Genomic DNA, 25,865 nt, shown 5'->3' on the forward strand with positions numbered 1-25,865 from the left:
GACACGGGGGATGATGTCCGCGGACGTGAAGGCTCCACCCACCCTCCCCACGGTCCCGTGGACATCCCCTGAGCTGCGGGACGGCGTCAAGGCGATCGCGATCATGCGAGCCGTCGCCGTTCCCGTGCTCGCGATCGCCGGGTTCCTGCGCGACGAGACGCACCTGCTCGCGTTCGCGGTCCTGGCGATCGTCGCCATGACGCTGGAGCTCTGGCAGCTGCGGATCATCTACTCGGGCCGGTGGGCGAAGCTGCCGCTCCCGCAGCTGCTGTTCATGGACATCGGGATGGTCGCGGTCGCGATGGCGCTCACGGGCGGCATCGACTCCCCCATCGCCTACATCGGCCTGCTGACGATCTTCACCGCCACGTTCGCGTTCTCGGCGCGGTTCATCGGGCAGATCTGCGCGTGGACCTGGATCGCCTGCGGCGGCGTCGCCGTGACGGACGGGATCAACCAGGGCGACGGCCGCGCGGTGGTGACCTACATCGGGGCGCTCGTCTTCACGTCGGTGCTGAGCGTCAACGCCGCGCGGGTCCGCGAGCGGACGTCCGAGCACCTGCGCGAGCTCGCCGCGTCCCGCCGGCGCCTGGTGGTCGACGCGGCCCAGCTCGAGGCCGGCGACCGGCGCCGGATCTCCCAACAGCTGCACGACCAGGCGCTGCAGGTGATCCTGGCCGCCCGGCAGGACCTCGACGAGGTCGCCGCCGGCGACCCGAACGCGCTCCAGTTCGCCCGCGACGCCCTGCAGAACGGCCTCCAGGCGGTGCGGGCGACCATCTACGACATCGATCCGAGCGCCCTGGCCGGCACGCGTCTCCCGGAGGCGCTGCAGGCGATGGTCGAGCGTGTCGCCGCCAACGACAGCGTCCTCATCGGCAGCTCGATCGCCCTCGACGCCTCCGGTCCCCACGACGATCTGCTGTACGCCGTGGCGCGGGAGCTGGTCCGCCACGCGACGGACGACCCCGGGATCCGGCGGGTCGCCATCGAGCTGCGCCGCGACGGCTCCGCGGTCCACCTCACCGTCACCGACGACGGCCCGCCGCCGCCGTCGGACGGCTATCCGGAGGGGACGGTCGGCATCGCGTCCGCCGCGGCCCGGCTGGAGGCGGTCGGCGGCACGCTCTCCCTGCACCCGCAGCCGCACGGCGGCACCCGCGTCGCCATCCTGGTCGCCGACGCCGCCCCGGGGGCATGAGCATCGAGGTGTCCGACGGCTTCGACCTGCCCGGCGCCGCGCGCGCCCTGCTGGAGGGCAACTGGAAGGAGGGCGACTACCGCGGCCTGCACTACGCCTTCAGCGTCCCGAGCCCGCGCAGCTACCCGTGGCAGTGGTACTGGGACTCGTGCTTCCACGCGATCGTGCGCGCCCGCTACGACGAGGACCGCTCGCGCGCGGAGCTGCTGACGCTGCTCGGCGCGCTGCGCGACGACGGCTTCATCGGACACACGGTCCTGTGGGGTCAGCCGCTCGACCTCGGCCGGGCCGTCCGCTACAACATCGCCTCGCGCGCCGACCTGATGACGTCGACGATCCAGCCGCCGATCATCGCCTGGGCCTGGGCGCGGGCGCTGGGCGACCCGGCCGCGGACCCCGTGGCCGCGCCGCTGCTCGAGCGTCACCACGCGTGGCTGCGCGCGAACCGCGACCTCGACGGGGACGGGCTGCTGTGGCTCATCCAGCCCGACGAGTCGGGGATGGACGCCTCGCCGAAGTTCGACCACGTCTGGGGCCTGCGCGCGCAGGGCCGGATGCTGTTCCCGTCGCTGATCCATGCCAACCGCCGGCACGGGTTCGACGCGCGGCGCGTGGCCGCCGCCGGGCGGCCGGTGGTCTGCGAGGTCCTGACGAACGTCATCTGGTCGCTCAGCGAGCAGGCGCTGGGCCGGCCGTCGCTGACCGGCGTCCTCGTCGACCGCCTGTGGGACGACGCGGCCGGCCGCTTCTACGACGACGTGCGCGGCGCGGTGCACCCCACCCCCGGCCCGGCGCGGCCGGCCACCTGGGACACGCTCGCGCCGCTCGCGCTGCCGGACCTCCCGGACGCGATCGCCGAGCGGCTCATCGCGGAGGTCCTGGAGGCGCCGCGGTTCGCGGTCGGCGTCCCGCTCGCGGCCGTCGCCCTGGACGATCCGGCCTTCTCGGACCGCGAGACGTGGTGGGGCCGCCACCGCCACTGGCGCGGACCGAGCTGGGTGAACTCGGCCTGGCTGGTCGCGCTGGGGCTGCGCCGCCGCGGCCGCGACGACCTCGCCGACCGGATGGCGGAGCGGCTGCGGGCGACGATCGCCCGGGAGGGGTTCCGCGAGTACTACGAGCCGGGGACCGGGGCCGGCATGGGCGCGCACGACTTCGGCTGGTCGACGCTCGCGTGGGAGCTCATCGACCCGCGGCCGCCGGCGTTCGGTCCGTGACCGCCGCGGTGTGAGACCGATAGGAGACGGCGGGCGGCGGCCGGCGACGTAGGGTCGAGGACGCCGTCCCGTCCTCACGATCCAGGAGTGCCCCGATGTCCGACGACCCCAGGCCGGCCGCTGCCGAGACCGCGGCGCTGAACGCCCGCGGCGCCGAGATGCGCCGCCTGTGGGCCGAGGGGATCGCGGGCAGCGCCACCATCCACCGGGTCCGGGACACCGGGACCCGCCTGGCCGGCAACGTGGTCCTGGACCTCGAGCTCGAGGTGTCCGTCACCGGACGCGAGCGCTACACCACCACGCTCAGCGTCCCGATCGGCGGGACGGACACCACGCCGTACGCCGCCGGCGCGCGCTACGACGTGCGGGTCGATCCGCACGACCGCGACAACCTCGCGTTCGCCGGCTGAGCCCGGCGGATCCCGATCGCGCGGTCGCCTCGAGCCGCGGCGCAGACCGCGCTGCCCGGGCGGGCATCTACATTGGGGGCGTGGAAGCCGTCCCGCCCCTCGACAACGTCGCCCTGCGCGACGGGCCGGGCGGGACGTGGGTCGTGCTGGCGTTCCCGTACGACGCGCAGATCGTCAACGCCGCACGCTCGATCCCGGGGCGGCGCTTCGACTGGGACACCAAGGAGTGGCTCGCGCCGGTCGGGGACTGGGTCGCGGTCCACGTGGCCGAGATCGTCGAGCGCTTCCCGGAGCTGCAGTGCTCGCCGGAGGTCGTCGCGTGGCTCAGCGAGACCGAGCGCCGGTGGATCGGGATCGTCTCGGCCGCGCCCGCCGGTGACGGTGGCGGCGCGTACACGCTGACCACCCGTGCCGGGAAGCTGCCCGAGGAGGTCGCGTCGGTGGCCGTCCCGCACCCGGACGGACGCCTGCGGGCACCGCTGACCGTCGAGGTCACCGAGAGCCTGCAGGCGATGCACGGCGCCCGCTTCGAGGCGCCGGCGGTGCGCTGCGCCCAGCGTGTCCTGACCGGCCTGGACGTCCCGCCGGGCGCCCTGAAGATGGCGGGCGGGGTCGACGGGCCCGCGCTCAAGCTCGACGTCCTCTGGGACACCGACGCCGGCGCCGCGTTCGAGCGGCTGCCCGGCGTCCTGGAGAGCACCCGCACCCTGCCGCTGGACCCGTGGGTGCTGGAGGGCCTGGAGCCGTTCCTCGCCCTGCACCGGATCGAGGTCGACGGCATGGCGTCGGACGCGCTGCGCGAGCTCCGGCTCGAGCGCGACGAGGCGCAGGCGGCGATCGCGCGATCCAAGGCACGGACCGCGGATCCGATCGACGGTGTCGCCGAGCGCCTCGGCGGGGAGCTGCGGCCGTTCCAGTGGGCGGGCGTCCGCTATCTGCTGGAGGCGCGGCGGGCGTTCCTCGCCGATGAGCAGGGCCTCGGCAAGACGGTCCAGGCGCTCGCGACGCTCGAGGCCGACGACGCCTACCCGGCGCTGGTCGTCGCCCCCGCCTCGCTGAAGCTGGTCTGGGAGCGCGAGGCCGGTCACTGGCTGCCCCATCGCACCGTGGCCATCGTCAACGGGCGTGGCGCCGTCCCGCCCGAGGCGGACATCGTGATCCTCAACTACGAGATCGTCGCCGCGCACCGCGAGGCGCTCTCCCGGCGGCGGCCGCGCGCGCTGATCGTCGACGAGTCCCACCACTGCAAGAACCCGCGGGCCAAGCGCACCCAGGCCGTGCGCCGGCTGGCCGAGGCCGTCCCGGCGGACGGGCTGCGGCTCGCGCTGACGGGGACCCCGGTCCTTAACCACGCCGAGGAGCTGATCTCGCAGCTGCGCGTGATCGGGCGGCTGTCGGACTTCGGATCGGGCGCGTCGTTCTCGCGCCAGTTCGAGGGCAACCTCAGCGAGGAGCGGCTGCACTGGCACCTGCGCCGGCGCTGCTTCGTCCGGCGCCGGAAGGACGAGGTCCTGCCCCAGCTGCCCGCCAAGCGACGGGTCGTCGTCCCGGTCGCCCTGACCAACAAGCGCGAGTACCGCGTGGCCGAGGACTCGGTCATCGAGTGGCTGCGGTCCCAGCCCCTGGAGCTCGACGAGCTGAACGCGAAGATCTCCGCCACGCTGCGGGCCGAGCGCCTGGCGCAGATCGGGACGCTCAAGCGCCTGGCCGCCCGCGGCAAGCTCGCTGCCGCGGTCGTGTGGATCGCCGACTTCCTCGAGCACGGCGAGCCGCTCGTCGTCTTCGCCCGCCACGTCGAGGTGCTGGACGCCGTGCGCCGGCACTTCCCCGACGCGCTGCACCTGGTCGGCCGCGACTCGGCCAAGGCCCGCGACGCCGCCGTCACGGCGTTCCAGAACGGGACCGGGCCGCAGCTGCTGATCTGCTCGACGCCCGTCGCGGGTCAGGGCCTGACGCTCACGCGTGCCTCGAACGTCTGCTTCCTGGAGCTCGAGTGGACGCCCGCCATGCACGACCAGGCCGAGGACCGCTGCCACCGCATCGGCCAGCACGACGCCGTGACCGCCTGGTACCTGCTGGCGGCCGAGTCGATCGACGAGACCATCGCGCAGCTGCTCGAGGCCAAGCGCTCGACGGTGGGCGCGGTGACCGACGGGGACCGCGCGCTGTCGGGCGGCCTGGTCGACGACCTCGTCGCCGACCTGCGCGAGCGCCCGCTGCGCCACCTGCGCGCCGCGGGCTGAACCGGCCCTCGCCCGGGGCCGGTCTCACACCGCTCTCAGGCACGCGACAACGGTCGCCGCGCGGAGTACGGTCGGCGGCGGCATGGGGCGACGGGACGCATTCGGCAACGAGATCGACGACGACGCTCCGGACGGCGGGACCGGAGCGTCGGCGTCGGTGTCCGGCCGGTCGGGCGGCGGGACGCGCGACCCGTTCGGCGGCGCGCCCGACCCGTTCGGCGCGCCGCCCGACCCGTTCACCGGTGCGTCGGGTCCGTTCTCCGGCGCGCCGGGCCCGTCGGCCGGTGACCTGCGCCCGCCCTTGCCACCGCCTCCGCCGGGACGCCCCGGCCGACCGGCACCGGGTCCGCGCCGTCGCGGGCTGGTCTCGCCGGCGCTGGGTGTGCTGCTGACCGTCGGCGTCGTCATGGCCGCGGTCTTCGGGATCACCGCCCTCGTGGACGAGGCCTCCGATCGCGTGCAGGACACCCGGCGGGCCATCACCACCGGGTTCGGCAGCTTCACGGTGCCGTCCCTCCCGGCCCTGCCGCCCGCGGCGCCGTCCGCGCGGGAGTCGCCGGCGGCGCCGCAGACCCCGCCCGTCGGCTTCGGGAAGGGCTCGCTGCTGCTGAAGTCGAACTTCGCGGACGCGCTGCGGATCCTGCGGGCCGAGGGCGCCCGCGCCCGGACGCTCCGCGTGGCCGCGGACCGGATCGACGGGATCCTCGTGACGCCGGACGGCCGGCAGAAGATCGTGCAGGTCACCTGGCAGGGCCGGCGCACGGTGCTTGGCACGGTCCCGGCCGGGCCGCCGGGCCCCGGGCTGATCCGCCTGGACTCGCTGGTGCGGTCGGCGCCGTTCCGGCTCGCGCGGAGCGCCGCCGAACGCGCCGGCCGGCCGGTCTCGAGCGTCGACTACGTGGTGGCGCTCGGAATCCTCCCCGGGCAGGTCTGGTCGCTGTTCCTGAAGGACGGCGGGGGCCACTACACCGGGGATCGCGACGGCCGGATCACGCGGAAGGTCAGCTGACCTCGGGCCATCAGCTGCGCTGATGGGCGACGGCCGGAGTTGTCATACGGGACGCGCGCGGCGTCTGCCAGTCTGAGGACCGTGCGCGACCCTGCCACCCCCACTACCGCCGCGGCCGCGCACGCCGCCCGGGCCGCCTCCTGGCGCGCCGGGATGAAGGCGGGCGTCCCCTACGCGATCGCGGGCAGCGCGCTGTCGATCTCCTTCGGGGTGCTGGCGCGCGAGGCCGGCTTCTCCGCGGTCGCGGCGATCGTCATGTCGGCGATCGTCTTCGCCGGCTCGGCGCAGTTCACCGTCGTCTCGATCATCGCGGCGGGCGGGGGCTTCGGCGCGGCGGTGAGCGCTGCGGCGCTGATGAACTCACGATTCCTGCCGATGGGCATCGCGCTCGGGCCGTCGCTGGCGGGCGGGCGCTGGTCGCGCGCGGCCCAGGGGCAGACGGTGGTCGACGCGTCGTGGGCGATGGCCAACCAGGGCGAGGGCCGCTTCGACCGCTGGTTCCTGTTCGGCGCCACGTCCGTCCAGTACGTCAGCTGGGTCGGCGGGACCGTGATCGGTGCCCTGGGCGGTTCGGTGATCGGCGATCCGGATCGGCTCGGCCTGGACGCGGTCTACCCCGCGTTCTTCCTCGCCCTGCTGGTGTCCGAGCTCCGCGACCGGCGCTCGCGCGGAGTCGCGCTCGCCGGGAGCGTCATCGCCCTGGCCCTGGTCCCGATCGCCCCGGCCGGCGTCCCGGTGCTCGCCGCGAGCGCAGCGGCGATCATCGGCCTGCGGCCGGGCCCCGAGCCGGCGGCCGTCCTTCCGGTGACCGACGGCGCGGAGGACGGGCGATGATCTGGGAGATCATCGCTGCGTGTGCGCTGGTCACGGCGCTGATCAAGGGCATCGGACCGTTCGCGCTGGGCGGCCGGGACCTGTCGCCCCGCGTGATCGGGGTGGTCACGCTGCTGGCCCCCGCGCTGCTGGCGGCGCTGGTCGTCACCCAGGCGCTCGCGGACGGCGAGCAGGTGGGCATCGGGGAGGACACGGCCGGCGTCGCCGCGGCGGGTGTGGCCCTCTGGCGGGGCGCGTCGATCATGGTGACCGTCGCGGTGGCGGCCGGCGTGACGGCCGGCCTGCGCGCGATCTGACCCCGCACCGCGGGGCGCGGCGCCCGCGCCAGGACTGTTCAAGGATCCCGCGGCGGGGGATGATCGACCGCATGAGCACTGTTGCAGTGGGGTCCCTGCCCGACGTCGAGGCGCTGCGGCGCTGGCTGGACGGCGAGCACCGCGAGATCCGCGAGCAGGTCCGCAGCCGCCTGGAGTCGATGGACCTCGCCCAGGCCGACGGGATCACGCGCGCGGAGTACCGCGAGCTCGTCCTGCGCTGGACAACCGAGCTCGGGCAGTCCGGCCAGACGGCGCTGGGGTTCCCGCGCCGCTACGGCGGCGAGGGCAACATCGGCGGCTCGATCGCGTCGTTCGAGACGCTGGCCCACGGCGACCTGTCCCTGCTCGTCAAGTCCGGCGTGCAGTTCGGGCTGTTCGGCGGCGCGATCCTGCAGCTGGGGACCGAGCGCCATCACGACGAGTACCTGCGCGGCGTCCTCGACCTGAGCATTCCCGGCTGCTTCGCGATGTCCGAGTCGGCCCACGGGTCGGACGTGCAGAACGTCCACACCACCGCGACCTACGACGCCGCCACCCAGGAGTTCGTCGTCCACACCCCCCACGACGGGGCGCACAAGGAGTGGATCGGCAACGCGGCGAGCCACGGGCGCGTGGCCGTCGTCTTCGCCCAGCTCATCACGCCCGACGCCGAGGAGTCGCACGGCGTCCACGCCTTGGTCGTCCCCATCCGCGGCGCGGACGGCACCCCGGCCGCCGGCGTGCGCATCGACGACTGCGGCGACAAGATGGGCCTTCAGGGCGTCGACAACGGCCGCCTGTGGTTCGACGAGGTCCGTGTCCCGCGCGAGGCGCTCCTGGACCGCTTCGCCTCCGTGTCGGCCGACGGCACCTACAGCAGCCCGATCGAGAACCCCGATCGCCGCTTCTTCACGATGCTCGGCACGCTCGTCCAGGGCCGTGTGAGCATCGGCGGCGCATCCGTCAGCGTCAGCAAGAACGCGCTGACGATCGCGGTCCGGCACGCGCTCCGCCGCCGGCAGTTCACCAGCCCGGACGGCGAGGAGATCCTGCTCCTGGACTACCGCACGCACCAGCGCCGGCTGCTGCCGCTGCTCGCCCGCACGTACGCGCTGCACGCCGCGCAGGAGCAGCTGGTCGCCGAGCTCGACGCCGCGTTCGGCAACGACGACGTCGGGGACCTCGCGCGGCGCGAGCTCGAGGCCCACGCCGCCGGGCTGAAGGCGCTGGCGAGCTGGCACTGCACCGCGGCCGTCCAGGCGTCCCGCGAGGCCTGCGGCGGGCTCGGGTACCTGACCGAGAACCGCTTCGCGTCGCTCAAGGGCGACAGCGAGATCTTCACGACCTTCGAAGGCGACAACACCGTCCTGCTGCAGCTGGTCGGCAAGTCGCTGATCACCGGGTACAAGCACCAGTTCGGGGACCTGGACCCGCTCGGCCTCGTCGGCTTCGTGGCGGGCACCGCGCTCAAGGACGTGCTGGAGAAGACCGCGCTGCGGCAGGTCGCGCAGACGCTCGTCGACGCCGTCGTCCCCGCCCGCGGCGAGGACGACAGCGAGCTGCTGGACCGCGACGAGCAGCTGGACGTCCTGCGCTACCGCGCCGAGCGCGTGCTGGCGTCCGTCGCCCGGCGCCTGAAGCGCGGCATCGACGAGGGCCACGCCCCGTTCGAGGTGTTCCGCGCGTGCCAGGACCACGTCCTCGCCGCGGCGCGCGCCTACATCGAGTCGCGGATCGCCGTGGCCTTCGCGGCCCGCGTCGCCGCGTGTCCCGACCCGGCGCTGAAGCCGTTCCTCGAGCGGCTCTGTGATCTGCACCTGCTGTGCACCATCGAAGCCGACCGCGCCTGGTTCCTCGAGCACGGCCGCCTGTCCCCGTCCCGATCGAAGACCATCACGCGGACCGTGAACCGGCTGCTGAACGAGGTCCGGGCCGACGCCGGTGCGCTGGTCGACGCGTTCGCGATCCCGGACAGCGTCCTGCGTGCGCCGATCGGCGTCATGGATCAAGACGACCGCGTCCCCGGCCTCTAGCCCGGCGCGCTTCACCCGCGCCTAACCCGCGTCTGCCACCCTTCAGGGCGTGTCGACCTCACTGCACCCAACGCCCGCCGACAAGCCGGCGGACCCGCGCAAGCAGGGGATCCTGCTCGTGTTCGCGCTGCTTGCGGTCATGTGGGTCGTCGAGATCATCGACAGCCTGGACGACGGCCGGCTCGAGCGCTTCGGCATCGAGCCCCGGCAGCTGGACGGGCTCGAGGGCGTCGTCGCGGCACCGTTCCTGCACGCGGACTTCAGCCATCTGTTCGGCAACAGCATCCCGTTCGCCGTGCTCGGCGTGACGATCGCGCTCGGTGGCGCGGCCCGCGTGGCCATCGTCGCCGGCATCGTCGGGCTCGTCGGCGGCCTGGGCACGTGGCTCGTCGCCCCGGCCAACACGCTGCACATCGGCGCCAGCGGCCTGGTCTTCGGGTTCGCCGCCTACCTCATCTTCCGCGGCCTGTTCAGCCGCAGCTGGCTGCACCTGGCCATCGGGGTCGTGGTCGGGTTCATCTACGGGACGACCCTCGCCGGCGGCCTGGTCCCGCAGGACGGCATCAGCTGGCAGGGGCACTTCTTCGGCGGGGTCGGCGGCGTCGTCGCGGCACGCTTCCTGGACCAGCGCGAGCCCCGCGCCCCACGCGCAGACCGACGGCTCGCGACCCGGTCAGCGCTGTAACGAGAAACCGCTGCGGTGTAAGCATTCAGTGGCCATCCCCACAGAGGGCGGCCCCGCTGCTACGCTTGCCCTTCGGGCTGGGTCAACCGACCCGGCAAATAGCAGTGTCAGCGCACGCAGTCGTCGCCTCAAAGCACCTCCGCGAACGCAGCACGAACACAAAGACCCGCGGAGGATCAACACATCATGGCTACTGGAACCGTCAAGTGGTTCAGCGACGACAAGGGCTTCGGCTTCATCACTCCCGATGAGTCCGGCAAGGACCTGTTCGTCCATCACTCGGCGATCATCGCCGACGGCTACCGCTCCCTCGCCGAGGGTGCACGCGTCTCGTACGACGCGGAGCCCGGCGAGAAGGGCCCCAAGGCTGTCAACGTTCAGTCTGTCTAAAGCGCTGACGGGCTAGCCCGTCAACTTTGCAGGACCGACCGCCCCCGGCACCTCGTGTGCCGGGGGCGGTTGTCGTTTCCGGCCCCGGGCGGACCGCGCGCGGGACGCCGTACCGGAATCTCCTGTTCGGCGCCGCGTCCCCGCGGGGTGTGGGCAGCACCATGTCGCTGCTTTCGGTGCGAAGTGGGGATGTGGTGCCGGGGGTGGCGGGCGGTCTGGTCATGGCCTGCCCCGCAGGGTCGAACATCCGTCGTGCCCTGCCAGTGGGGGCAGGACCGACGCTCGGCGGCTGGCCGGTGGCGCCGGCCACACCCGCTGTCAGGTTCTGCCCATGATGAGGTGCACAACCTGACAGCGGACGGCTACCAGGCTCGCGCCCCGGGACCCGGCCGTTGCGGCAGGCAAGCGCCGACCCCGTCCCGGCCCGCCGTTCCCACAGCCGCCACGACCGCGACGGTCCTCGGCGTCAGCGCCACCTACCCACCCACGCGAGCATCACCGCCCTGTCCGCGCGAAGAGCGGTGATGCCTGCAACGAATTACGCCTTTCAAGCCTCGGGCCCATCTGCCGACCACCCAGGGCGTGGCACCGCTGATCCCCGTCGAGCCGTACCTCGCAGGCGTCGACCGGCGCGCGCCGCACCCGCAGGGCCGCCGTCTGGAGGACGTGCGCGTCAACACGCGCTCCGGCCGGACCGGCTGCCGCATCGTCGACCTGCCGCGGATCGCCGACCCGCGCGGGAACCTCACGTTCGTCGAGGGGTCCGACCACATCCCGTTCGACATCGCCCGCGTCTACTACCTGTACGACGTCCCCGGCGGCACGTCGCGCGGCGGGCACGCGCACCACCACCTGCAGGCGCTCATCATCGCGGCGGCCGGGTCGTTCGACGTCGGCGTCGACGACGGCGTGCACCAAGAGCGCTTCTTCCTGAACCGCTCCTACCACGGGCTCTACGTCCCGCGGATGACCTGGCGCGAGCTCGACAACTTCTCCTCCGGCGGGGTATGCCTGGTCCTGGCGTCGGCTCCGTACGAGGAGGACGACTACATCCGCGACCATGCCACGTTCGTCGCCGCGGCCGGCGCCGAACGCGCGCAGGCCGACGCGGCCTGAAGGGCAGGACCTCGTGCCTCCGGTCCTCGCGGTCGGCCAGACCGACGTCGCTCACCCGCCGGCCCTCGCCCTGCCGCCGGCGGCGATCGCCGCCCCGGCCGCCGGCGTCCCGTTCCTCGACCTGCGCGCGATCACCGCCGAGCACGCCGCCGAGCTGCAGGCGGCGCTGGCCCGGGTCCTCGCGAGCGGGCACTTCATCCTGGGTCCCGAGCTCGAGCGCTTCGAACGGGCCTGGGCCGCACGGGTCGACGCCCGCCACTGCGTCGGCGTCGGCTCCGGCCTGGACGCGCTGGTCCTGGCGCTGTGGGCGGCCGGCATCGGCCCCGGCGATGAGGTCGTCGTCCCCGCGCACACGTTCGTCGCGACCTGGCTGGCGGTCACCCGCTGCGGCGCGACACCGGTCGGCGCCGACGCTGACCCGACGACCGGCCTGGTCGACCCGGACGCCGTCGCCGCCGCGATCACCCCGCGGACCCGGGCGCTGCTCCCGGTCCACCTCTACGGGCAGACCGCCGACCTCACGCGGCTGCAGGCCCTGGCCGACCGCCACGGGCTGGTGCTGATCGACGACGCGGCGCAGGCCCACGGCGCCGAGCACCGCGGCCGGCCGGTCGGCGGGCTGGCGGACGCGACGGCGTGGTCGTTCTACCCCGGGAAGAACCTCGGCGCGCTGGGCGACGGCGGCGCCGTGACGACCGACGACGACGCGCTCGCCGGCCGGCTGCGCATGCTGCGCAACTACGGGTCGCGTGAGAAGTACGTCCACGAGCTCGCCGGCACGAACTCGCGGCTGGACGAGCTGCAGGCCGCCGCGCTGACGGTCAAGCTCGGCCACCTGGAGACGGCGAACGCGAGGCGTGCGACCGTCGCCGCCCGGTACCGCGCGCGCCTCGGCGACCTCCCGCTGGCGCAGACCACGTGGGGCACCCACGTGCACCACCTGTTCGTCGTCCGCCACCCCGCGCGGGACGCCCTGCAGGCCCACCTGGCCGGTCGCGGCATCCAGACGCTCGTGCACTACCCGATCCCGCCGCACCGGCAGGCGGCCTACGCGGGCGCCGGCGGCGGGCCGCGGTTCCCCGTCGCGGACGCGCTGGCCCGCGAGGTCCTGTCGCTGCCGATCGGACCGCACCTGACGGCAGCCGACGCCGACCGGGTGTGCGACGCCGTCGAGGCCTTCCTCGGATGAGCGCCGGACCACACGCCCCGACGGCCGGCCCTCGGGAGGCCTGCGGAACCACCCGCGGCGGCGCCCCGGGCCTGGACGCGGCGGTCGACGCGCACCTCCCCGGCGCCACCCTGTTCAACCTTCCGGCGTTCCACGCGCTGAACCTGCAGCCCGGCCAACGTGCGCTGAGCCTTGCGGTCGCCGGCCCCGACGACGGCCGGACCATCGGCGCGCTCGGCGGTGTCCTGACGGGTGGCACGTTCGTCAGCGGCCACAGCGCGCCGTACGGCGGCTTCGACCTGGCCCGCGACCGGGAGACCCCGGAGAACGTCGCCCGCCTCGTCGACGGCGCGCTCGCACAGCTGGAGCGCCTCGGGGCGCGGGCTGTCCGCGTCCGCCTGCCGCCCGCGGCGCTCGGCGAGAGCGAGGGCCTGATCGCGTTCACGCTGCTGAACCGCGGCTTCGCCGTCGAGCGGTGCGAGCTGAACCAGCACATCGATGTGACCGGCATCGCCGGCCCGGACGACTACCTCGCCGGGCTGCGCTCCCCCGCGCGCCGTGCGCTGCGGCGGCTCCTGGGCCCCGAGCTGCGCTTCGCGACCGCGGAGACGGACGCCGACTGGGCCCGCGGCCACGCGGTGCTCGCGGCCAACCGGGCGGCGAAGGGCCGCCGCCTCGCGCTGCCGGTGGACTACGTCCTGCGTGCCCGCGACGCACTGCCCGCGCACGCGGTCCGGCTCCACGAGCTGGTGGACGATGCGGCGGGCCGGACGGTTGCCGCCGCCCTCGTGTATCGCGTCCGTCCCGGCTGCGACCTCGTCGTCGCCTGGGGCGATGCCCCGGACCACGGCCGCGAGCGGTCGCCCATGAACCTGCTGGCCTACCGCATCGTCGAGGCCGCGCTCGCCGCGGGCCTGCGCACCGTCGACCTGGGGATCTCGAACGACCCGGAGCCGGTCCTGCACCACGGCGGCGGCCTCGCCGCGAATCCCGGCCTGCACCAGTTCAAGCAGAGCGTGCTGGCCACCACGACCCCCCGCCTGACCCTCGTCAAGGAGCTCCCCCGACCATGACCGCCCTGACCGCACAGGCCCTCGACGACTACGCCGACACCTACTACCTGAACGCCGCAGTCGCCGACGTCCCGATCGAGGAGCTCGGCCAGCGACGGTCCGCGGACCGGACGGTGGCCGCCCTGCACGGCGCGGCGCGCGTCCTCGAGATGGGGTTCGGCACCGGGCTCATGACCGCCGAGCTGCTCGCGCGCGACGTGCCGATCGAGGTCCTCGAGGGCGCACCGAAGCTCTGCGCCGTCGCACGCGCCGCCCACCCCGGACTGACTGTGCACGAGGCGCTGTTCGAGGAGTTCGTCCCCGAGCGGCCGTATGACGCCGTCCTGGCGCTCCACATCGCCGAGCACGTCGACGACCCGGTGGCGCTGTTCCGCCTGGTCCACAACTGGCTCGCGCCCGGGGGCGCGATCGTCGTGATGGTTCCGAACGCGCGGTCGCTCCACCGTCGCCTCGCGGTCCGCATGGGCCTGCAGCCGGCGCTCGACACGCTGAGCGCCCGCGACCACCTCGTCGGCCACCAGCGCGTCTACGACCTGGCGACGCTGTGGTCCGACCTCGCGCAGGCCAGCTTCCACGTCGAGGAGGAGTTCGGCTACCAGCTGAAGACCGTCCCCAACGGGATGATGGGCGACTGGCCGATGGACCTCCACGCCGCGCTCGTCGACGTCAGCCCGGAGCTCGCGCCCGACCTGCTGGCCAACATCGGCGTGCGCGCCGTCCGGGCCTAGGGCCGGACGACCGCCATGCCCCTCGTCTCGGTCCTGATCCCGACGTACAACGGCGAGCGCTTCCTCGCCGCCGCGCTGGACAGCGCCCTCGCGCAGACCCACCGCGAGCTCGAGGTCCTGGTCGGCGACGACTGCTCCACGGACGGAACCCGCGCGCTCGCGGACGCCTACGCCGCGCGTGACCCGCGGGTGCGCGTCCTGCCTCCGCTCGGCGCGAACGTGGGCGCGCCGCAGAACCAGGTCCGCCTGCACGAGGCCGCGCTCGGCCCGTTCGTGAAGCCGCTGCTGCAGGACGACCTGCTCGCGGCCGACTGCGTCGCCACGTTGCTGGCGCCGCTGCTGGCCGACGAGCGCACGGTCCTCGCGACCTCCAAGCGGCGGCTGATCGACGCCGCCGGCGACGCGCTGCCCGACCAGCCGTGGACCGCTGCGCTCACGCAGGCCGACGCCGTCCTGGACGGCACGAGCCTGGGCGACGCGATGCTGGGCGGCACGGCGAACCTCGTCGGCGAGGTGACGACCGCCCTCTACCGCGCGGGCGTCGTCGCACCGGCCGACCTCTGGCACCTCGGCGGCCGCGAGTACCGCGCCAACGGGGACATCGCGCTGTGGCTGAAGCTGCTGACCGGCCGGCAGGCGTTCTACTGCCCGCGCGAGCTGAGCGCGTTCCGCCAGCACGCGGCCCAGTCCTCGCAGAGCGAGCGCGTCATCGTCGCGGGCTGCATCGAGTGGGCCACGCTGGGCCTGGCCGCGCGCGAGCTGGGCTACCTCGCGGCCCCCGGCCAGGAGCTGGCCGCCCTGGTCCGTGCCGCGCAGGTCGCCGGCGGCGGACTGCAGGCCGCCACCGGCCACCCCGATCTGCTCGACGAGCTGACGACGTCGCTCAGGCCGCTGCTGCAGCGGGCCGGTGCGCTGCAAGCTGCGCCGCCCGCAGCCCCTGCACCAGCTGCTCGTTGAGGGAGTCGGCACCGAAGGCCTCCACCCCGCCGATCGCCTGCGCGTCGAGCCCGAGCGCGTCGTAGGCGGCGCGGGCCTCGCCGAAGCGTGCCCGGTTGGCGAACGTCGGCGCCGTGAACGTCGGGCCCGCGAACGCGGTGATCGGCCGGACGGAGGCCCCCGCGCGGATCAGCCCGAGCCGCGTGAGCGCGGCCGCGGCCGTGCTGGCGGCAAACGCCTTCGGGACGTCGTGCGCGAGCTCGGCGCAGACCGTGATGCGCCCGTCGCGGCGCTCGCCGCGGGAGAGCCGGAAGACCCGCACGTCGCTATCGACGACGTGGACGAACGACGGCAGCGTCAGGACGTCGTCCTCGGCGACCTCCACCCAGGCGAGCGTCGAGGTCTCCCGCTCCGGCGCGTACGGGACGCCGCAGGCGGCGAAGAGCTCGCCCGGAGCCAGCGCCAGGATCGGCTCGGCGGCGTGCACCGGCAGGCTGCGCCGGGGCGTGATGAGCACCGCTCCGCTGCGGCCGCGCTCGATCCGCTCGATGCCGTCCGTCCGGCGGACCGCGACCCGGGGCGAGGCCTGCAGCCGGGCCGTCAGCCGGGCGATGAGCTCCCCGGTGCCGCCGGGCTCGATGCCGTGGAAGGGGCGCTCGGGCCGGAACGCCGGCGGCGCGCCGGTCGCTGCCTCGTGCAGGGTCTGGGGATGGAAGAGCGGCAGCCACAGCTTGCGGCGCAGCGCGGCCGGGACGTCGTCCGTCCCGCCCGGTCGCAGCTTCGCGGCGAGCGGGGCGATGACGAGGTCGTGGAACAGCGCGCCGTGCTGCTCGCGCGACGCGGCACCGAGGTCGAGGTCCCCGAGGCCGTGCCGGCGGGCCCCGTCGAGCAGCCCGGCGCCGCCGTGGGCGGTCTGCCGCGCGATCGTCTCGGCCTGGGCCGCGGTCAGGTAGCCGAGCAGCCCGGTCAGGTCGCAGGTGGTGAGCAGCTCCTCGCCGAGCCGGCCCCGGAGCCACAGCCGGGGACGGCCCAGCTCCACGAGGCCCGGGCCGGCGAGCTCCCGGATGAACGCCGCGATCTGCTGCGCGTACGGCCGGTGCCCGGCACCCGCGGCGTCGTAGTCCTCCAGCGGCGGCGGCGACCCGGTGCCCTCGTAATGGAGCTCGAGCGCGCGCAGGCCGCGGTCGAGCCGCCGGCCGTCGGGGGTCAGCGGGGCAAAGCCGCCGCCGACGCCCTGACGGGGCAGCAGCAGGACGACCTCGCGACCCGCGGCCGCAGCACCGTCAGCGGCGACGAGCGCGGCGATCGTGCCGCCGACGACGACGAGGGGCCGGGTCATCGGGCGTCCTCCGCGGCGAAGATGAACAGGTTCAGCGCGCCGTGGCCCGGCAGCTCCCGGGTGAGCGCATCCAGGCCGTCGATGACAGCGTCCGGCAGCTCGGCGAGCTGCCCGTTGGTGAGCGGCTTGACGACCACCCCGCTGCGGTGGAGGCAGATCAGCCCCGCCGCCCGCGCCAGCGTCTCGATGTCCTCGGCGCTCAGCAGCGGCGACGACGCGTAGCGGGCGCCCCGCTCCGACACGGCGCCGAGGTCGTCCAGCAGGCCCATCTCGCGGGCGACCAGCCGGTGCAGCGACCGCGGGTTGTTGGCGGTCAGGTGCAGCAGGCCGCCGGGCGCCAGGTGCTCACGGCAGTGGACCAGGAAGGCCCCGGGGTCGTCGAGCTCGCCCACGATGTTCGTCGCGACGACGTGCTCGAAGCGACCCGGCGGCGTCCACTCGAGGATCGACCCCTCGTGGACCGTCGTCTGCGGCAGGGCCCGCGCCTGCGCCCGGGCGACGTACTCCGGGGACCGCTCGAGCGCGTGGATCCTGACGTCCCGCTCGGCGAAGAGCGCGGTCATCAGGCCGGTCGCGCAGCCGAACTCGAGGACGCGGTCGCCGGGGCGGAACCAGCGCCGGATCCGCCGCCCGGTCGCGCGCGTGTAGTGACGGTCGACGTCCGTGTCGGGGTCGTAGATCGCGGCGTAGTCCATGGTGCCCACCGTCGTCGGCGGCGGGCCGGCGGCCTTGAGCGTGGTTGGCACGCTGACCGGCGGGGCATGCAGAGCGAATGGTCATAGCCGCTGTCATCGTCATCTGCGTCGTACTCGCCGTCCTGGCGTTCCTGCTCCCGCGGCTGTCCAAGCACCCGCAGCGCGGCGTGTCGAAGACGCTCGGCGCCGCCGGCAACGCGGCCGGGAGCGCCCCGGGGCCGCTCGGGCGCCTGCTGCGCAAGCCGTTCGACAACTCGAACAGGGCCGCGAACAAGAGCGCCGGGAAGGGCCGCAAGGCGCGCGGCAAGTCCCCGCTCTGAGCGGGACCCGCTCGGTCAGGGCTTGACGAGCACCTTGATCGCCTCGCGGTCGTCCATCGCCTTGTAGCCGCCGGGCACGCCGTCCAGGTCGACCGTGGCGTCGAAGACGAGGCCGGGGTTCAGGCGACCCTCGAGGATGTCGGGCAGCAGCTCCTCGATGTACGCACGCGCCGGGGCGACGCCGCCGCTGACGGTGATGTTCGCGCGGAACGCCTCGCGGTTGCCGGGGATGCCCGGGGTCTGCGGGACGCCGACGCGGCCGACCGCGCCGCCGGGCCGCGCGATCTTGACCGCTGTGAAGAAGCTGTCCTCCATTCCGACGCACTCCAGGACGCTGTGCGCGCCGAACCCGCCGGTGAGCTCGCGCACCCGGGCCACGGCCTCCCTGCCGCGCTCGGCGACCACGTCGGTGGCGCCGAACTCACGCGCGAGGTCGGTCCGGCTCTCGTGACGGCCCAGGATGATGATCTGCTCGGCGCCCAGGCGCTTGGCCGCCATGACGCCGCACAGGCCCACGGCTCCGTCGCCGACGACGGCGACGATGCGGCCCGGCGCGACCGCCGCACCGAGAGCCGCGTGGTGGCCCGTCGCGAAGACGTCGGACAGCGTCAGCAGCGACGGCATCAGCGCGTCGTCCTCGCCGACCGGCAGGACGACCAGCGTCCCGTCCGCGTGCGGGATCCGCACCGCCTCGCCCTGGCCGCCGTCGACGTCGCCCGAGCCCCAGAAGCCGCCGTTGACGCACGAGGTCTGCAGGCCCTCGTCGCAGAACTGGCAGCTGCCGTCCGAGTAGGCGAACGGGGCGACCACGACGTCGCCGGCCTTGACCGTGGTCACGTCGGCGCCGACCGCCTCGACCACGCCGATGAACTCGTGCCCCATCCGCGCACCCGCATCGGACGCCGCCATGGACTTGTAGGGCCACAGGTCGCTGCCGCAGATGCAGGCCCGCGTCACCCGCACCAGGGCGTCCGTCGGGTGCTTGATCGTCGCATCCGGGACCTCGTCGATCCGGACGTCGCCGGCCCCGTACATCACTGTTGCGCGCATGGGCCGAACCTACCAACGGGCACCCGCCGCGCGGCGATCGCCACACTACGTGACATGAAAAAGCTCGCCTACATCACGGTCGACGACTCCGACTACGAGGACCGCTTCTGGAAGATCCTGGTGGAGACCGGGCTGGACCCGGAGGAGTTCGAAGCCCTGGAGTATTTCTCCTACCTGCCGTTCTTCGTCCTCGCGGGCGCTTCGGTGGAGACGCACCTGCACATCCACGGCGACCACTTCCACTTCCAGGGCGTGACCCTGAGCGTCCCCGACGAGCTCGAGGAGGCCTTCTACGACGTCCTCCCCCAGATCCTCCAGCAGCTGATCGCCGGCGAGGCCGAGGAGGGCTGAGCCGGGCCGCGCTCAGGGGTGGCGCAGCTCGTGGCGCATCTTCTCGCGCAGGTCGGCGAACCGGATCGTCTCGTAGATGATCAGCGCCACGAGCAGCGTGGCGACGATGCCGACGAGCGCGACGGCGTGGATGTGCTCGGCGACCGGCAGGAAGCCGAGCAGCGCGAGCGCGGTCAGCACGCGGTGGGTGCTGAAGCGGCCGACGTTCCGCAGCCGGAACGCGACGTGCGCCAGCAGGTACATCGCGACGCCGCCGAGGAGCGCCGCCGCCGGGACGATGTCGAGCGGGTCCTCGACGTGCCCGAGCGTCTTCTTCAGCCCGAGGGCGAGCAGCACGATGCCGGCGATCATCGGGAAGTGCAGGTAGGAGAACGAGTCGCGGGCGATCGCGTTGCGCTCGCGGCCCGGGGCGGCGTTGTGCAGCCGCCGCTCGGCCACGAGGGCGACGACGTCGAAGTACAGCCACCACAGCGCGCCGACCACCACCATCCCGAGCGTCGCCGCCAGCACGACGCCCGCGTCGACGTCCAGGCCCTCGGCGCCGATGCCGATCGCGACGATCGACTCGCCCAGCGCGATGATGATCATCAGGCCGTGGCGCTCGGCGAAGTGGCCGGGGATCACCTTCCAGCCGTCGATGCCGAAGAAGCTCGGGCCCCCGGCGTCGAGCAGCAGGGCGGCGGCCCACAGCGCGCCCTGGACCTCGCCGTCGCAGAACGCCGCACCGAGGATCAGCCCGCACCCGATCGCCGTGCTCACCCCGAGGCCGACGACGGACTTCCGCAGCTCGGGCTCGTCGCGGCTGGCGATCACGAACAGCACGATGTGCATCGCCCGGACGAAGAGGTAGCCGATCGCGAAGATCAGGGCGTCGTCGTCGAACGCCTCCTCGATGCACAGCGCGATCACGAGCAGTGCCGCCATGGCGGTGAAGATCGCGATGCGGACCGCCCCCTCCTCCGGGTCGATCACGCTGGTGAGCCAGGCGTAGCCGACCCACGCCCACCAGATCACGCCCAGGATCAGCATGCCCTTCGCGAGCCCCTCCCAGGTGGGCTCGTGCGCCATCAGCGCGGTGCACTGCGTCAGCGCGAGGACGAGGACGAGGTCGAAGAACAGCTCGAGCGACTTCACGCTCGACTCGTCCTCGGAGCGGAGCGTCGCGGTGATCGACGCGGAACGGCGGGATGGCGTGCTCATGCGCGGGGCATTGTCCCGCACGGACGGCCGGCCCGTCGACGAGCCGCGTCCTCAGCGCTTGGCGATGACCGGGATGGTGCGGCTGTGGACGACGACCTTGTTCCGCGGATCGCGCCAGGCCAGCCGCAGCCGCCCGCTCGTCGTCACCTTCACGCGCGTGGACAGGATGCCGCGCCCGGGGTTCGTCTTCACGCGCCTGAGCGTCTTGTAGCTGCCGTTCGCGCGCCGCTGCTGGATCGAGACCTGCTGGCGACCGAGCTTGGACGCCGGCCGCACGAGCCCCCAGACCAGCAGCGTCCCGCCGCGCTTCACGGTCGCCGACGGCATGTGCAGGGACAGCTGGTAGGCCTGGAACGACGGCTTGCGCTTCCCGTTCAGGTACTGCAGCCCGGTCTGGAAGGTGGCGCCGTAGCCGACCGTCACGCCGTTGCGTCCCGGCCGCGGCGCGTCGTCGCGCAGCAGGAACTGCGTGATGACCCGGACGCTCGGGTTGTTCTGCGCGATGTACTGCGACTGGTTCAGGTACGCGGCCTGCTGGCTGAGGCTCACGCCGAGCGGGTTCGGCGGGTTCGTGTTCCAGCCGAACTCGGTCAGGTACAGCGGCAGGCCGTTCGGCCGGCCGTAGACCTTGAAGGTGTTGCGCAGCGCGAGCGTGAGCTTCGGCAGGTTGGCGATCGTGACGTAGTCCGGGTCCGTCGGCCGCTTGTACGGCGAGGCGCTCAGCTCGTACGGGTGATGGGCGTAGCCGGTCGCCGCGAACAGCCCCGGATGGGCGTCCGCGAAAGCGGCGGTGCCGGCGTCGTCCTGCGGACAGTCGCGGGCGGCGGCCTCGGCGCCCCGGAGCGGCTGCATCGCGTCGTCGAGGCAGTAGACCTGACGCAGGAAACGCAGCGGCTTGATCGCGCGCGTCGTCCCCTGCACGTTCAGTCCCTTCGGCGCGGTCTCGCCCACGAGGAAGGTGTCCTGGCCGTGCCCGGACGCGGCCAGGCCGCGGTAGGCGGCGTCGACCAGGCCGCGGTAGATCCGCGGTGCGGCTTCGACGAAGCCGGGCTGGCCGTCCGGCCGCGCCTCCCACTGGGGCGTCAGCCAGCCGGGCTGGTTCGGCTCGTTCCAGATCGTGTAGTAGTCGACGCGCGGGAGCGGCCCGTCCTCCAGGACGGGGGGCTGGGGCTCCGGTGCGGGGCAGTTGCTCGCCAGCTCGCAGAGCGGCGGCGGGGCCGGGTTCGGGAAGCTGCCGCCGGGGGCGCCGTAGGTCCCGGAGTACCGGGTCCCGACCGCCTGCACGAAGTCGGCGAACTCGCTGGTGTCCGGCTTCCAGGTGTTGGTGATGTCCTCGCGCGGCGAGTCGTCCCCGGTCGCCCACAGCGGTGCCGGCGAGGTGATGTTGAAGTTGATGGCGATGCCGCGCGCCTTGGCGAGGCGGACGACCTGGTCGTACCGGTCCCACGACCCGTTCGGGTAGGCGGCCGGGTTCGTCGCGTTGAACGCCGGACGCTCCTGCGAGGTGGACTTCGGGGCGACGGTCGCCCAGAAGATCGACACGCGGATGCGATCGATGCCCAGCTCGGCGATCGCGTCGAGGGTCTTCGCCGTCCCGCTCGGGGTGTTGAAGATCAGCGAGTTGTCGTCCTGGAGCATCGACTCCTGGGTGACGGCCGCGGGCGCCGCCGCGGGCAGCGCCGCGGCGAACGTCAGGGTGAGGGCGGCGAGGAGCCGCGGGCGGACCAGGGAGCGCATCAGCGGGCCACGGTACCGACACACCGGCACGCGGTGCGCCGCCGGGCCTGACGGCCAGGGCGCACCGCGGCGCTGCAGTGACGTGCGCGGGCGCTCAGTAGCCCGGCGTGCAGAGCTGCTGGGCGCTCTCCTTGTCGACGGCCAGCTTGGCCGTGGACTTCTCCAGCTTGGTCCTCATGCTCTTGAGCTTCTTGTCGGCGGCCGTGACCTTCTTCTTGGACGCGGTCCTGGCCTTCTTGGCCTTGCTCTTCTGCTTCGCGGTCTTCGCCTTCTTCACCGCGGTCGCGGCCTTCTTGTCCGCGGTCTTCGCCTTCTTCAGGGCGGTGGTCGCGTTCTTCACCGACTTGGTGTCGCGCGTGACGTTGGTCTGGTCCTTCACGACCGTGGCCGTCGCGGTGTCGCAGGCAGCCTGGTCGACGGCCTGCGCGTGGGCCTGGGTCGTGAAGCCGGCACCGGCGACCGCCAGTGCGGCGATGACGAGGCCGCTGCGGAACTGTCGTCTCATTCTGCCTCCCGTGGCAGTTGGGGAACGGCGATCGTACCGGGGCGGACCAGGGGCCGTGGGCCGCCGGGCCGGCATCGTCCGTGCGCTCGCGCACAATGCTCCTGCGGCCCGGCAGGACAACCCTGCGCCCCGCCGCGTGTCAGGAACGCCAGGTGCCCACGCAGCGATCACCACGTCCGCCCGCCCCGCGCCCCCGCGCGCCCCTGACCGCCGCCGGTCTGCTCCTCACCGCGCTCCTCGCGCTCGGCGCCCTCGCGGGGCCTGCTGCCGCGGCGTCCCGCCTCGGTGATCGCACGCTGCAGCGCGGCGCCACCGGGCCCGATGTCCGCGAGCTGCAGCGCACGCTGCGCCGCCTGGACCTGGCGGTCGGCGTCGACGGGCGCTTCGGCCCCGCGACGCTCAGGGCCGTCCGGCGGTACGAGCGCCGGACCGGCCTTCCGGCCGACGGCCGCGTCTCGCCCGGGCAGGCCCGCGGGATGCGGGCCCGCGCCGGGACCCTGCCCCTCGGGGGGCGTGCCCTCCGCCGCGGCGCGAGCGGGAAGGACGTGCGCCGCCTGCAGCAGCTGCTGGTCGCGCTCGGGCTCCAGACGCCGGTCGACGGCCGCTACGGCGCCGGCACCGAGGCCGCGGTGAAGGTCGTCCAACGGCGCACCGGGCAGCGCGCCGACGGCCGCCTCACCCGCGCCCAGGCGCAGGGCTTCCTCGCCGTGGCCACCGCGGCGATGCAGGCGCTCGGCAGCACGCTCCCGCCCGCGGACGCGCCCGCAGGCGCGGCATCCGGCCGGTTCCCGATCGACGGGCCCCACCGGTACGGCGCCGCCGGCACCGCGTTCGGCGAGCGTGGCGGACGCCATCAGGGCGTGGATGTCTTCGCGGACTGCGGCACGCGGCTCGTCGCGCCCGTCGACGCGAAGGTCCGCCGCGTCGCGAGCGAGGCGGATGCGGGGCACTACGTCGTCCTGCGCGCCGTCGGCAGCGGCGAGGACCTGGTCCTCATGCACCTGCGCCGGCGGGCCACGGTCGACGTCGGCGACCGCGTGCCCGCCGGGACCGCGATCGGCCAGGTCGGCGAGACCGGCAACGCCGACGGCTGCCACCTGCACTTCGAGATCTGGACGGCGCCGGGCTGGTACACCGGCGGCAGCCCGCGGGACCCGCAGCCCGATCTCGACGCCTGGACCGCACGCTGAGGGCCTGGCCGCCCGGCCCGGATGGCCAGGCCGAACCGGCCCGCGCGTCCACCCCACAAGCGGGGGGACATCACCGGCGTGTGCTCCCGATCTGCGCACCGGGCTGGTGTCCTGAAGGCCATGACGATCCTCCTGACCGGCGCCACCGGCTTCCTCGGCATGGAGTTCGTGGCCCGCGCGGTGCAGGCCGACACGGCCGACGTGGTCTGCGTGATCCGGGCCGACGACGACGCCCACGCCGCCCGCCGCCTGCACGACACGCTGACCACGCTCTACGGCGACGACGTCCCCGCCGCTGCCGATGACCGCCTCATCGCGGTCGCCGGGAACCTCGAGCAGCCGGGCCTCGGCCTGGGCCCCGCCGCTGCGAGCCTGGTGGCCGATCGCGTCACCCGGATCGTGCACGGGGCCGCCTCGATCCGCTTCGACCTGCCGCTCGACGAGGCCCGCGCGGTGAACGTCGACGGGACGGCGCACGTGCTCGGCGTCGCGCGGGCGCTGCACGCCGCCGGTCGCCTGCGCCGCTACGTCCACGTGTCGACCGCCTACGTGGCCGGCCGCCACGCCGGCGACGTGCACGAGTCCGGCTCCCCCGTCACCGGCGCGCCGCGCAACACGTACGAGCAGACCAAGCGCGAGGCGGAGGTCCTCGTCCGGGAGGCGGCGGCCGCCGGCCTACCCGCGGTCATCGCCCGCCCGAGCATCGTGGTCGGGGACTCGCAGACCGGCTGGACGCCCGCCTTCAACGTGCTGTACTGGCCGCTGCGCGCGCTCTCCCGCGGGATGCTCGGCGCGACGGTCCCGGCCGACCCGGATGGGCTCGTGGACGTCGTCCCGGTCGACTTCGTCGCCGACGCCATCGCGTACCTCACCGTGACCGACGAGCCCGTCTCGGGGACCTACCACCTCACCGCAGGCCCGGCGGCCACGCAGATCGGCGAGCTGATGGACATGGGCTGCGCCGCGTTCGGCTGCGACCGGCCGGCAGTCGCGCCGCCGATCGCGGCCGGGGACGTCGACGGCTCGGGCCACGAGGCCGGGGTCTTCATCCCGTACTTCGACGTGCTCAGCCACTTCGACGCCACGCGGGCGCGGGCGCTGCTGGAGCCGGCGGGCATCACGTGCCCGCCGCTGGCCGACTACTTCGACCGGATCGTCGGCTACGCGGTGGCGGCGCGGTGGGGCAAGACCGGCTGCACGCGGGCCGCCGCGGGGGTCCAGCCGGACGCCGTGTCTGCCATTTAGGAATCGACCTTCGAAACGCTCGTTCCGTCCTGTGACCGCGCTCACACACAACGGCGCGGGGACGCGCCATCATGACTGTCGAGGAGAGGCCCTGATCTTCTGAGAAAGGCTTCTGATGCACACGATCGACACCGCCGCACCCGCCACGCCCGTCCTTGCGATCTCGCGCGGCACGGACCGCAGCATCACGCTGCACGCCCTCGGCCTGCAGGGCCCCGAGTCGGTCGGCACGTTCGCGTCCGCCCGTGACGCCTGGGCCGCCGTCGACGCGCTCGACCTGCCCGACGAGCTCGCCGCCTGACGCAGGACAAGACGCGGGCGGCCGTTCGGTCGCCCGCCGCGCCGATCGTCCACCGGGGGTTCGACGGCTGCGCCCACGGGGCATCAGCACCGTGATGATCACCTCGTCCCGCGTCGCCGCCTTCCCCGCCGTCCCCCAGTCCGTCGCCGCTGCCCGCCAGCGCATCAGCGCCGACGTCGAGGACCCGGACACCGCACGCGTCGTCGCCCTCCTGGTCAGCGAGCTCGTCACGACCACGCTGTCGGACGAGGACCTGCGGCCGACCGACACGATCACCATCCACACCGAGCCCGTCGACCACGGCCTGCGCGTGACCGTGTGCAGCTCCGCCGCCGCCGCGACGCAGGACGAGCCGGACGCAGACGGCCGGCTCACCGCCGGCCCGACCGAGATCCACCGCCACGGCACGCCGAGCGGGCTCGGGCTGAAGATCGTCGCGCGCATGGCCCGCCGTTGGGGCATCGCCTCCGAGCACCCCGGCGCCCGTGCGTGGTTCGAGGTCGACGACCCCTCCTGATCCGCGGCGCGCCCTCAGCGCGTCCTGCCCGGCAGCCGGGCCCAGCCTCGATCCGGGCTTAGAGTCCGGGACGTGA

At 73.9% G+C, this 25,865-nt stretch carries 27 protein-coding genes; 21 read left to right on the forward strand and 6 right to left on the reverse strand.

What is annotated here, in order from left to right:
- The first annotated feature begins 25 nt into the window (after positions 1–25).
- The 15 genes from DSM112329_RS20585 (at position 26) to DSM112329_RS20655 (ending at position 15,360) form a co-directional block, all read left to right on the forward strand.
- Positions 26–1,201, forward strand: coding sequence for an ATP-binding protein (locus DSM112329_RS20585; RefSeq protein ID WP_354698433.1), 1,176 nt, complete (start codon positions 26–28; stop codon positions 1,199–1,201).
- Positions 1,198–2,418: a hypothetical protein gene (locus DSM112329_RS20590; protein WP_354698434.1), complete on the forward strand. Its 1,221-nt coding sequence runs from the start codon at positions 1,198–1,200 to the stop codon at positions 2,416–2,418. The genes DSM112329_RS20585 and DSM112329_RS20590 overlap by 4 nt, the downstream gene beginning before the upstream one ends.
- A gap of 95 nt (positions 2,419–2,513) precedes the next feature.
- Positions 2,514–2,828, forward strand: coding sequence for a hypothetical protein (locus DSM112329_RS20595; RefSeq protein WP_354698435.1), 315 nt, complete (start codon positions 2,514–2,516; stop codon positions 2,826–2,828).
- A gap of 80 nt (positions 2,829–2,908) precedes the next feature.
- A complete protein-coding gene (locus DSM112329_RS20600) occupies positions 2,909–5,071 on the forward strand; it encodes a DEAD/DEAH box helicase (protein WP_354698436.1) in 2,163 nt (720 codons plus the stop codon).
- A gap of 82 nt (positions 5,072–5,153) precedes the next feature.
- Entirely contained in the window at positions 5,154–6,080 is a 927-nt protein-coding gene (locus DSM112329_RS20605) for a hypothetical protein (RefSeq protein ID WP_354698437.1), read from the forward strand.
- Positions 6,081–6,161: 81 nt separating this feature from the next.
- On the forward strand, positions 6,162–6,914 hold the full coding sequence (locus tag DSM112329_RS20610) for an AzlC family ABC transporter permease (RefSeq protein WP_354698438.1): 753 nt from the start codon (positions 6,162–6,164) through the stop codon (positions 6,912–6,914).
- The gene (locus tag DSM112329_RS20615; protein ID WP_354698439.1) at positions 6,911–7,210 is read left to right on the forward strand and encodes an AzlD domain-containing protein; all 300 of its coding nucleotides are present in this window, start codon (positions 6,911–6,913) and stop codon (positions 7,208–7,210) included. The genes DSM112329_RS20610 and DSM112329_RS20615 overlap by 4 nt, the downstream gene beginning before the upstream one ends.
- A gap of 71 nt (positions 7,211–7,281) precedes the next feature.
- Positions 7,282–9,243 carry an acyl-CoA dehydrogenase gene (locus tag DSM112329_RS20620; protein ID WP_354698440.1) on the forward strand — a complete coding sequence of 654 codons (1,962 nt, stop codon included), beginning with the start codon at positions 7,282–7,284 and terminating at the stop codon, positions 9,241–9,243.
- A gap of 49 nt (positions 9,244–9,292) precedes the next feature.
- A complete protein-coding gene (locus DSM112329_RS20625; RefSeq protein WP_354698441.1) occupies positions 9,293–9,928 on the forward strand; it encodes a rhomboid family intramembrane serine protease in 636 nt (211 codons plus the stop codon).
- A 186-nt stretch (positions 9,929–10,114) separates the two neighbouring features.
- Positions 10,115–10,318, forward strand: coding sequence for a cold-shock protein (locus DSM112329_RS20630; protein WP_354698442.1), 204 nt, complete (start codon positions 10,115–10,117; stop codon positions 10,316–10,318).
- Positions 10,319–10,984: 666 nt separating this feature from the next.
- A complete protein-coding gene (locus DSM112329_RS20635; protein ID WP_354702509.1) occupies positions 10,985–11,434 on the forward strand; it encodes an FdtA/QdtA family cupin domain-containing protein in 450 nt (149 codons plus the stop codon).
- A gap of 85 nt (positions 11,435–11,519) precedes the next feature.
- Positions 11,520–12,623, forward strand: a complete 1,104-nt coding sequence (locus tag DSM112329_RS20640; RefSeq protein ID WP_354702510.1) for a DegT/DnrJ/EryC1/StrS family aminotransferase — start codon at positions 11,520–11,522, stop codon at positions 12,621–12,623.
- Positions 12,620–13,675, forward strand: a complete 1,056-nt coding sequence (locus DSM112329_RS20645) for a GNAT family N-acetyltransferase (protein ID WP_354698443.1) — start codon at positions 12,620–12,622, stop codon at positions 13,673–13,675. Before DSM112329_RS20640 ends, DSM112329_RS20645 begins: the two co-directional genes overlap by 4 nt.
- Entirely contained in the window at positions 13,672–14,403 is a 732-nt protein-coding gene (locus DSM112329_RS20650) for a class I SAM-dependent methyltransferase (RefSeq protein WP_354698444.1), read from the forward strand. The genes DSM112329_RS20645 and DSM112329_RS20650 overlap by 4 nt, the downstream gene beginning before the upstream one ends.
- Before the next feature lie 15 nt (positions 14,404–14,418).
- The gene (locus DSM112329_RS20655; protein WP_354698445.1) at positions 14,419–15,360 is read left to right on the forward strand and encodes a glycosyltransferase; all 942 of its coding nucleotides are present in this window, start codon (positions 14,419–14,421) and stop codon (positions 15,358–15,360) included.
- Here the strand turns inward: DSM112329_RS20655 and DSM112329_RS20660 are convergent.
- Positions 15,287–16,678, reverse strand: coding sequence for a hypothetical protein (locus DSM112329_RS20660; protein WP_354698446.1), 1,392 nt, complete (start codon positions 16,676–16,678; stop codon positions 15,287–15,289). The genes DSM112329_RS20655 and DSM112329_RS20660 overlap by 74 nt on opposite strands.
- Positions 16,675–17,424 (reverse strand): class I SAM-dependent methyltransferase, encoded by a 750-nt coding sequence (locus DSM112329_RS20665; protein ID WP_354698447.1) that lies wholly within the window; start codon positions 17,422–17,424, stop codon positions 16,675–16,677. The genes DSM112329_RS20660 and DSM112329_RS20665 overlap by 4 nt, the downstream gene beginning before the upstream one ends.
- A 26-nt stretch (positions 17,425–17,450) precedes the next feature.
- Between DSM112329_RS20665 and DSM112329_RS20670 the strand changes: the two genes are divergently transcribed.
- Positions 17,451–17,693 (forward strand): DUF6411 family protein, encoded by a 243-nt coding sequence (locus DSM112329_RS20670; RefSeq protein WP_354698448.1) that lies wholly within the window; start codon positions 17,451–17,453, stop codon positions 17,691–17,693.
- A 15-nt stretch (positions 17,694–17,708) separates the two neighbouring features.
- On the opposite strand, the gene DSM112329_RS20675 is transcribed toward DSM112329_RS20670, so the two are convergent.
- Positions 17,709–18,743 carry a zinc-dependent alcohol dehydrogenase family protein gene (locus DSM112329_RS20675; RefSeq protein ID WP_354698449.1) on the reverse strand — a complete coding sequence of 345 codons (1,035 nt, stop codon included), beginning with the start codon at positions 18,741–18,743 and terminating at the stop codon, positions 17,709–17,711.
- A 54-nt stretch (positions 18,744–18,797) separates the two neighbouring features.
- On the opposite strand from DSM112329_RS20675, the gene DSM112329_RS20680 reads away from it, so the two are divergent.
- A complete protein-coding gene (locus tag DSM112329_RS20680; RefSeq protein ID WP_354698450.1) occupies positions 18,798–19,094 on the forward strand; it encodes a hypothetical protein in 297 nt (98 codons plus the stop codon).
- 12 nt (positions 19,095–19,106) lie between these two features.
- Here the strand turns inward: DSM112329_RS20680 and DSM112329_RS20685 are convergent, their stop codons facing one another.
- The 3 genes from DSM112329_RS20685 to DSM112329_RS20695 form a co-directional block, all read right to left on the reverse strand.
- Positions 19,107–20,294, reverse strand: coding sequence for a low temperature requirement protein A (locus DSM112329_RS20685; RefSeq protein ID WP_354698451.1), 1,188 nt, complete (start codon positions 20,292–20,294; stop codon positions 19,107–19,109).
- A gap of 51 nt (positions 20,295–20,345) precedes the next feature.
- Positions 20,346–22,031 carry a hypothetical protein gene (locus tag DSM112329_RS20690; RefSeq protein ID WP_354698452.1) on the reverse strand — a complete coding sequence of 562 codons (1,686 nt, stop codon included), beginning with the start codon at positions 22,029–22,031 and terminating at the stop codon, positions 20,346–20,348.
- A 94-nt stretch (positions 22,032–22,125) separates the two neighbouring features.
- The gene (locus DSM112329_RS20695) at positions 22,126–22,536 is read right to left on the reverse strand and encodes a hypothetical protein (protein WP_354698453.1); all 411 of its coding nucleotides are present in this window, start codon (positions 22,534–22,536) and stop codon (positions 22,126–22,128) included.
- A 152-nt stretch (positions 22,537–22,688) separates the two neighbouring features.
- On the opposite strand from DSM112329_RS20695, the gene DSM112329_RS20700 reads away from it, so the two are divergent.
- From DSM112329_RS20700 to DSM112329_RS20715, 4 genes are all read left to right on the forward strand, one after another.
- Positions 22,689–23,726, forward strand: a complete 1,038-nt coding sequence (locus DSM112329_RS20700; protein WP_354698454.1) for a peptidoglycan-binding protein — start codon at positions 22,689–22,691, stop codon at positions 23,724–23,726.
- Positions 23,727–23,846: 120 nt separating this feature from the next.
- Positions 23,847–24,971, forward strand: coding sequence for an SDR family oxidoreductase (locus DSM112329_RS20705; RefSeq protein ID WP_354698455.1), 1,125 nt, complete (start codon positions 23,847–23,849; stop codon positions 24,969–24,971).
- Between the two features lie 115 nt (positions 24,972–25,086).
- On the forward strand, positions 25,087–25,272 hold the full coding sequence (locus DSM112329_RS20710; RefSeq protein WP_354698456.1) for a hypothetical protein: 186 nt from the start codon (positions 25,087–25,089) through the stop codon (positions 25,270–25,272).
- Between the two features lie 94 nt (positions 25,273–25,366).
- Positions 25,367–25,789: a hypothetical protein gene (locus DSM112329_RS20715; protein WP_354698457.1), complete on the forward strand. Its 423-nt coding sequence runs from the start codon at positions 25,367–25,369 to the stop codon at positions 25,787–25,789.
- Positions 25,790–25,865 lie beyond the last annotated feature (76 nt).

It is taken from the genome of Paraconexibacter sp. AEG42_29, assembly GCF_040581415.1.
Taxonomy (GTDB): domain Bacteria; phylum Actinomycetota; class Thermoleophilia; order Solirubrobacterales; family Solirubrobacteraceae; genus Paraconexibacter.

What these genes read in the sequence shown, in the direction of transcription:
- DSM112329_RS20590 (WP_354698434.1), top strand. Translation starts at nt 1,198, where the DNA reads ATGAGCATCGAGGTGTCCGACGGCTTCGACCTGCCCGGCGCCGCGCGC.
- DSM112329_RS20595 (WP_354698435.1), top strand. Translation starts at nt 2,514, where the DNA reads ATGTCCGACGACCCCAGGCCGGCCGCTGCCGAGACCGCGGCGCTGAAC.
- DSM112329_RS20605 (WP_354698437.1), top strand. Translation starts at nt 5,154, where the DNA reads ATGGGGCGACGGGACGCATTCGGCAACGAGATCGACGACGACGCTCCG.
- DSM112329_RS20615 (WP_354698439.1), top strand. Translation starts at nt 6,911, where the DNA reads ATGATCTGGGAGATCATCGCTGCGTGTGCGCTGGTCACGGCGCTGATC.
- DSM112329_RS20620 (WP_354698440.1), top strand. Translation starts at nt 7,282, where the DNA reads ATGAGCACTGTTGCAGTGGGGTCCCTGCCCGACGTCGAGGCGCTGCGG.
- DSM112329_RS20630 (WP_354698442.1), top strand. Translation starts at nt 10,115, where the DNA reads ATGGCTACTGGAACCGTCAAGTGGTTCAGCGACGACAAGGGCTTCGGC.
- DSM112329_RS20645 (WP_354698443.1), top strand. Translation starts at nt 12,620, where the DNA reads ATGAGCGCCGGACCACACGCCCCGACGGCCGGCCCTCGGGAGGCCTGC.
- DSM112329_RS20650 (WP_354698444.1), top strand. Translation starts at nt 13,672, where the DNA reads ATGACCGCCCTGACCGCACAGGCCCTCGACGACTACGCCGACACCTAC.
- DSM112329_RS20655 (WP_354698445.1), top strand. Translation starts at nt 14,419, where the DNA reads ATGCCCCTCGTCTCGGTCCTGATCCCGACGTACAACGGCGAGCGCTTC.
- DSM112329_RS20660 (WP_354698446.1), bottom strand. Translation starts at nt 16,678, where the DNA reads ATGACCCGGCCCCTCGTCGTCGTCGGCGGCACGATCGCCGCGCTCGTC.
- DSM112329_RS20670 (WP_354698448.1), top strand. Translation starts at nt 17,451, where the DNA reads ATGGTCATAGCCGCTGTCATCGTCATCTGCGTCGTACTCGCCGTCCTG.
- DSM112329_RS20675 (WP_354698449.1), bottom strand. Translation starts at nt 18,743, where the DNA reads ATGCGCGCAACAGTGATGTACGGGGCCGGCGACGTCCGGATCGACGAG.
- DSM112329_RS20680 (WP_354698450.1), top strand. Translation starts at nt 18,798, where the DNA reads ATGAAAAAGCTCGCCTACATCACGGTCGACGACTCCGACTACGAGGAC.
- DSM112329_RS20685 (WP_354698451.1), bottom strand. Translation starts at nt 20,294, where the DNA reads ATGAGCACGCCATCCCGCCGTTCCGCGTCGATCACCGCGACGCTCCGC.
- DSM112329_RS20690 (WP_354698452.1), bottom strand. Translation starts at nt 22,031, where the DNA reads ATGCGCTCCCTGGTCCGCCCGCGGCTCCTCGCCGCCCTCACCCTGACG.
- DSM112329_RS20695 (WP_354698453.1), bottom strand. Translation starts at nt 22,536, where the DNA reads ATGAGACGACAGTTCCGCAGCGGCCTCGTCATCGCCGCACTGGCGGTC.
- DSM112329_RS20705 (WP_354698455.1), top strand. Translation starts at nt 23,847, where the DNA reads ATGACGATCCTCCTGACCGGCGCCACCGGCTTCCTCGGCATGGAGTTC.
- DSM112329_RS20710 (WP_354698456.1), top strand. Translation starts at nt 25,087, where the DNA reads ATGCACACGATCGACACCGCCGCACCCGCCACGCCCGTCCTTGCGATC.
- DSM112329_RS20715 (WP_354698457.1), top strand. Translation starts at nt 25,367, where the DNA reads ATGATCACCTCGTCCCGCGTCGCCGCCTTCCCCGCCGTCCCCCAGTCC.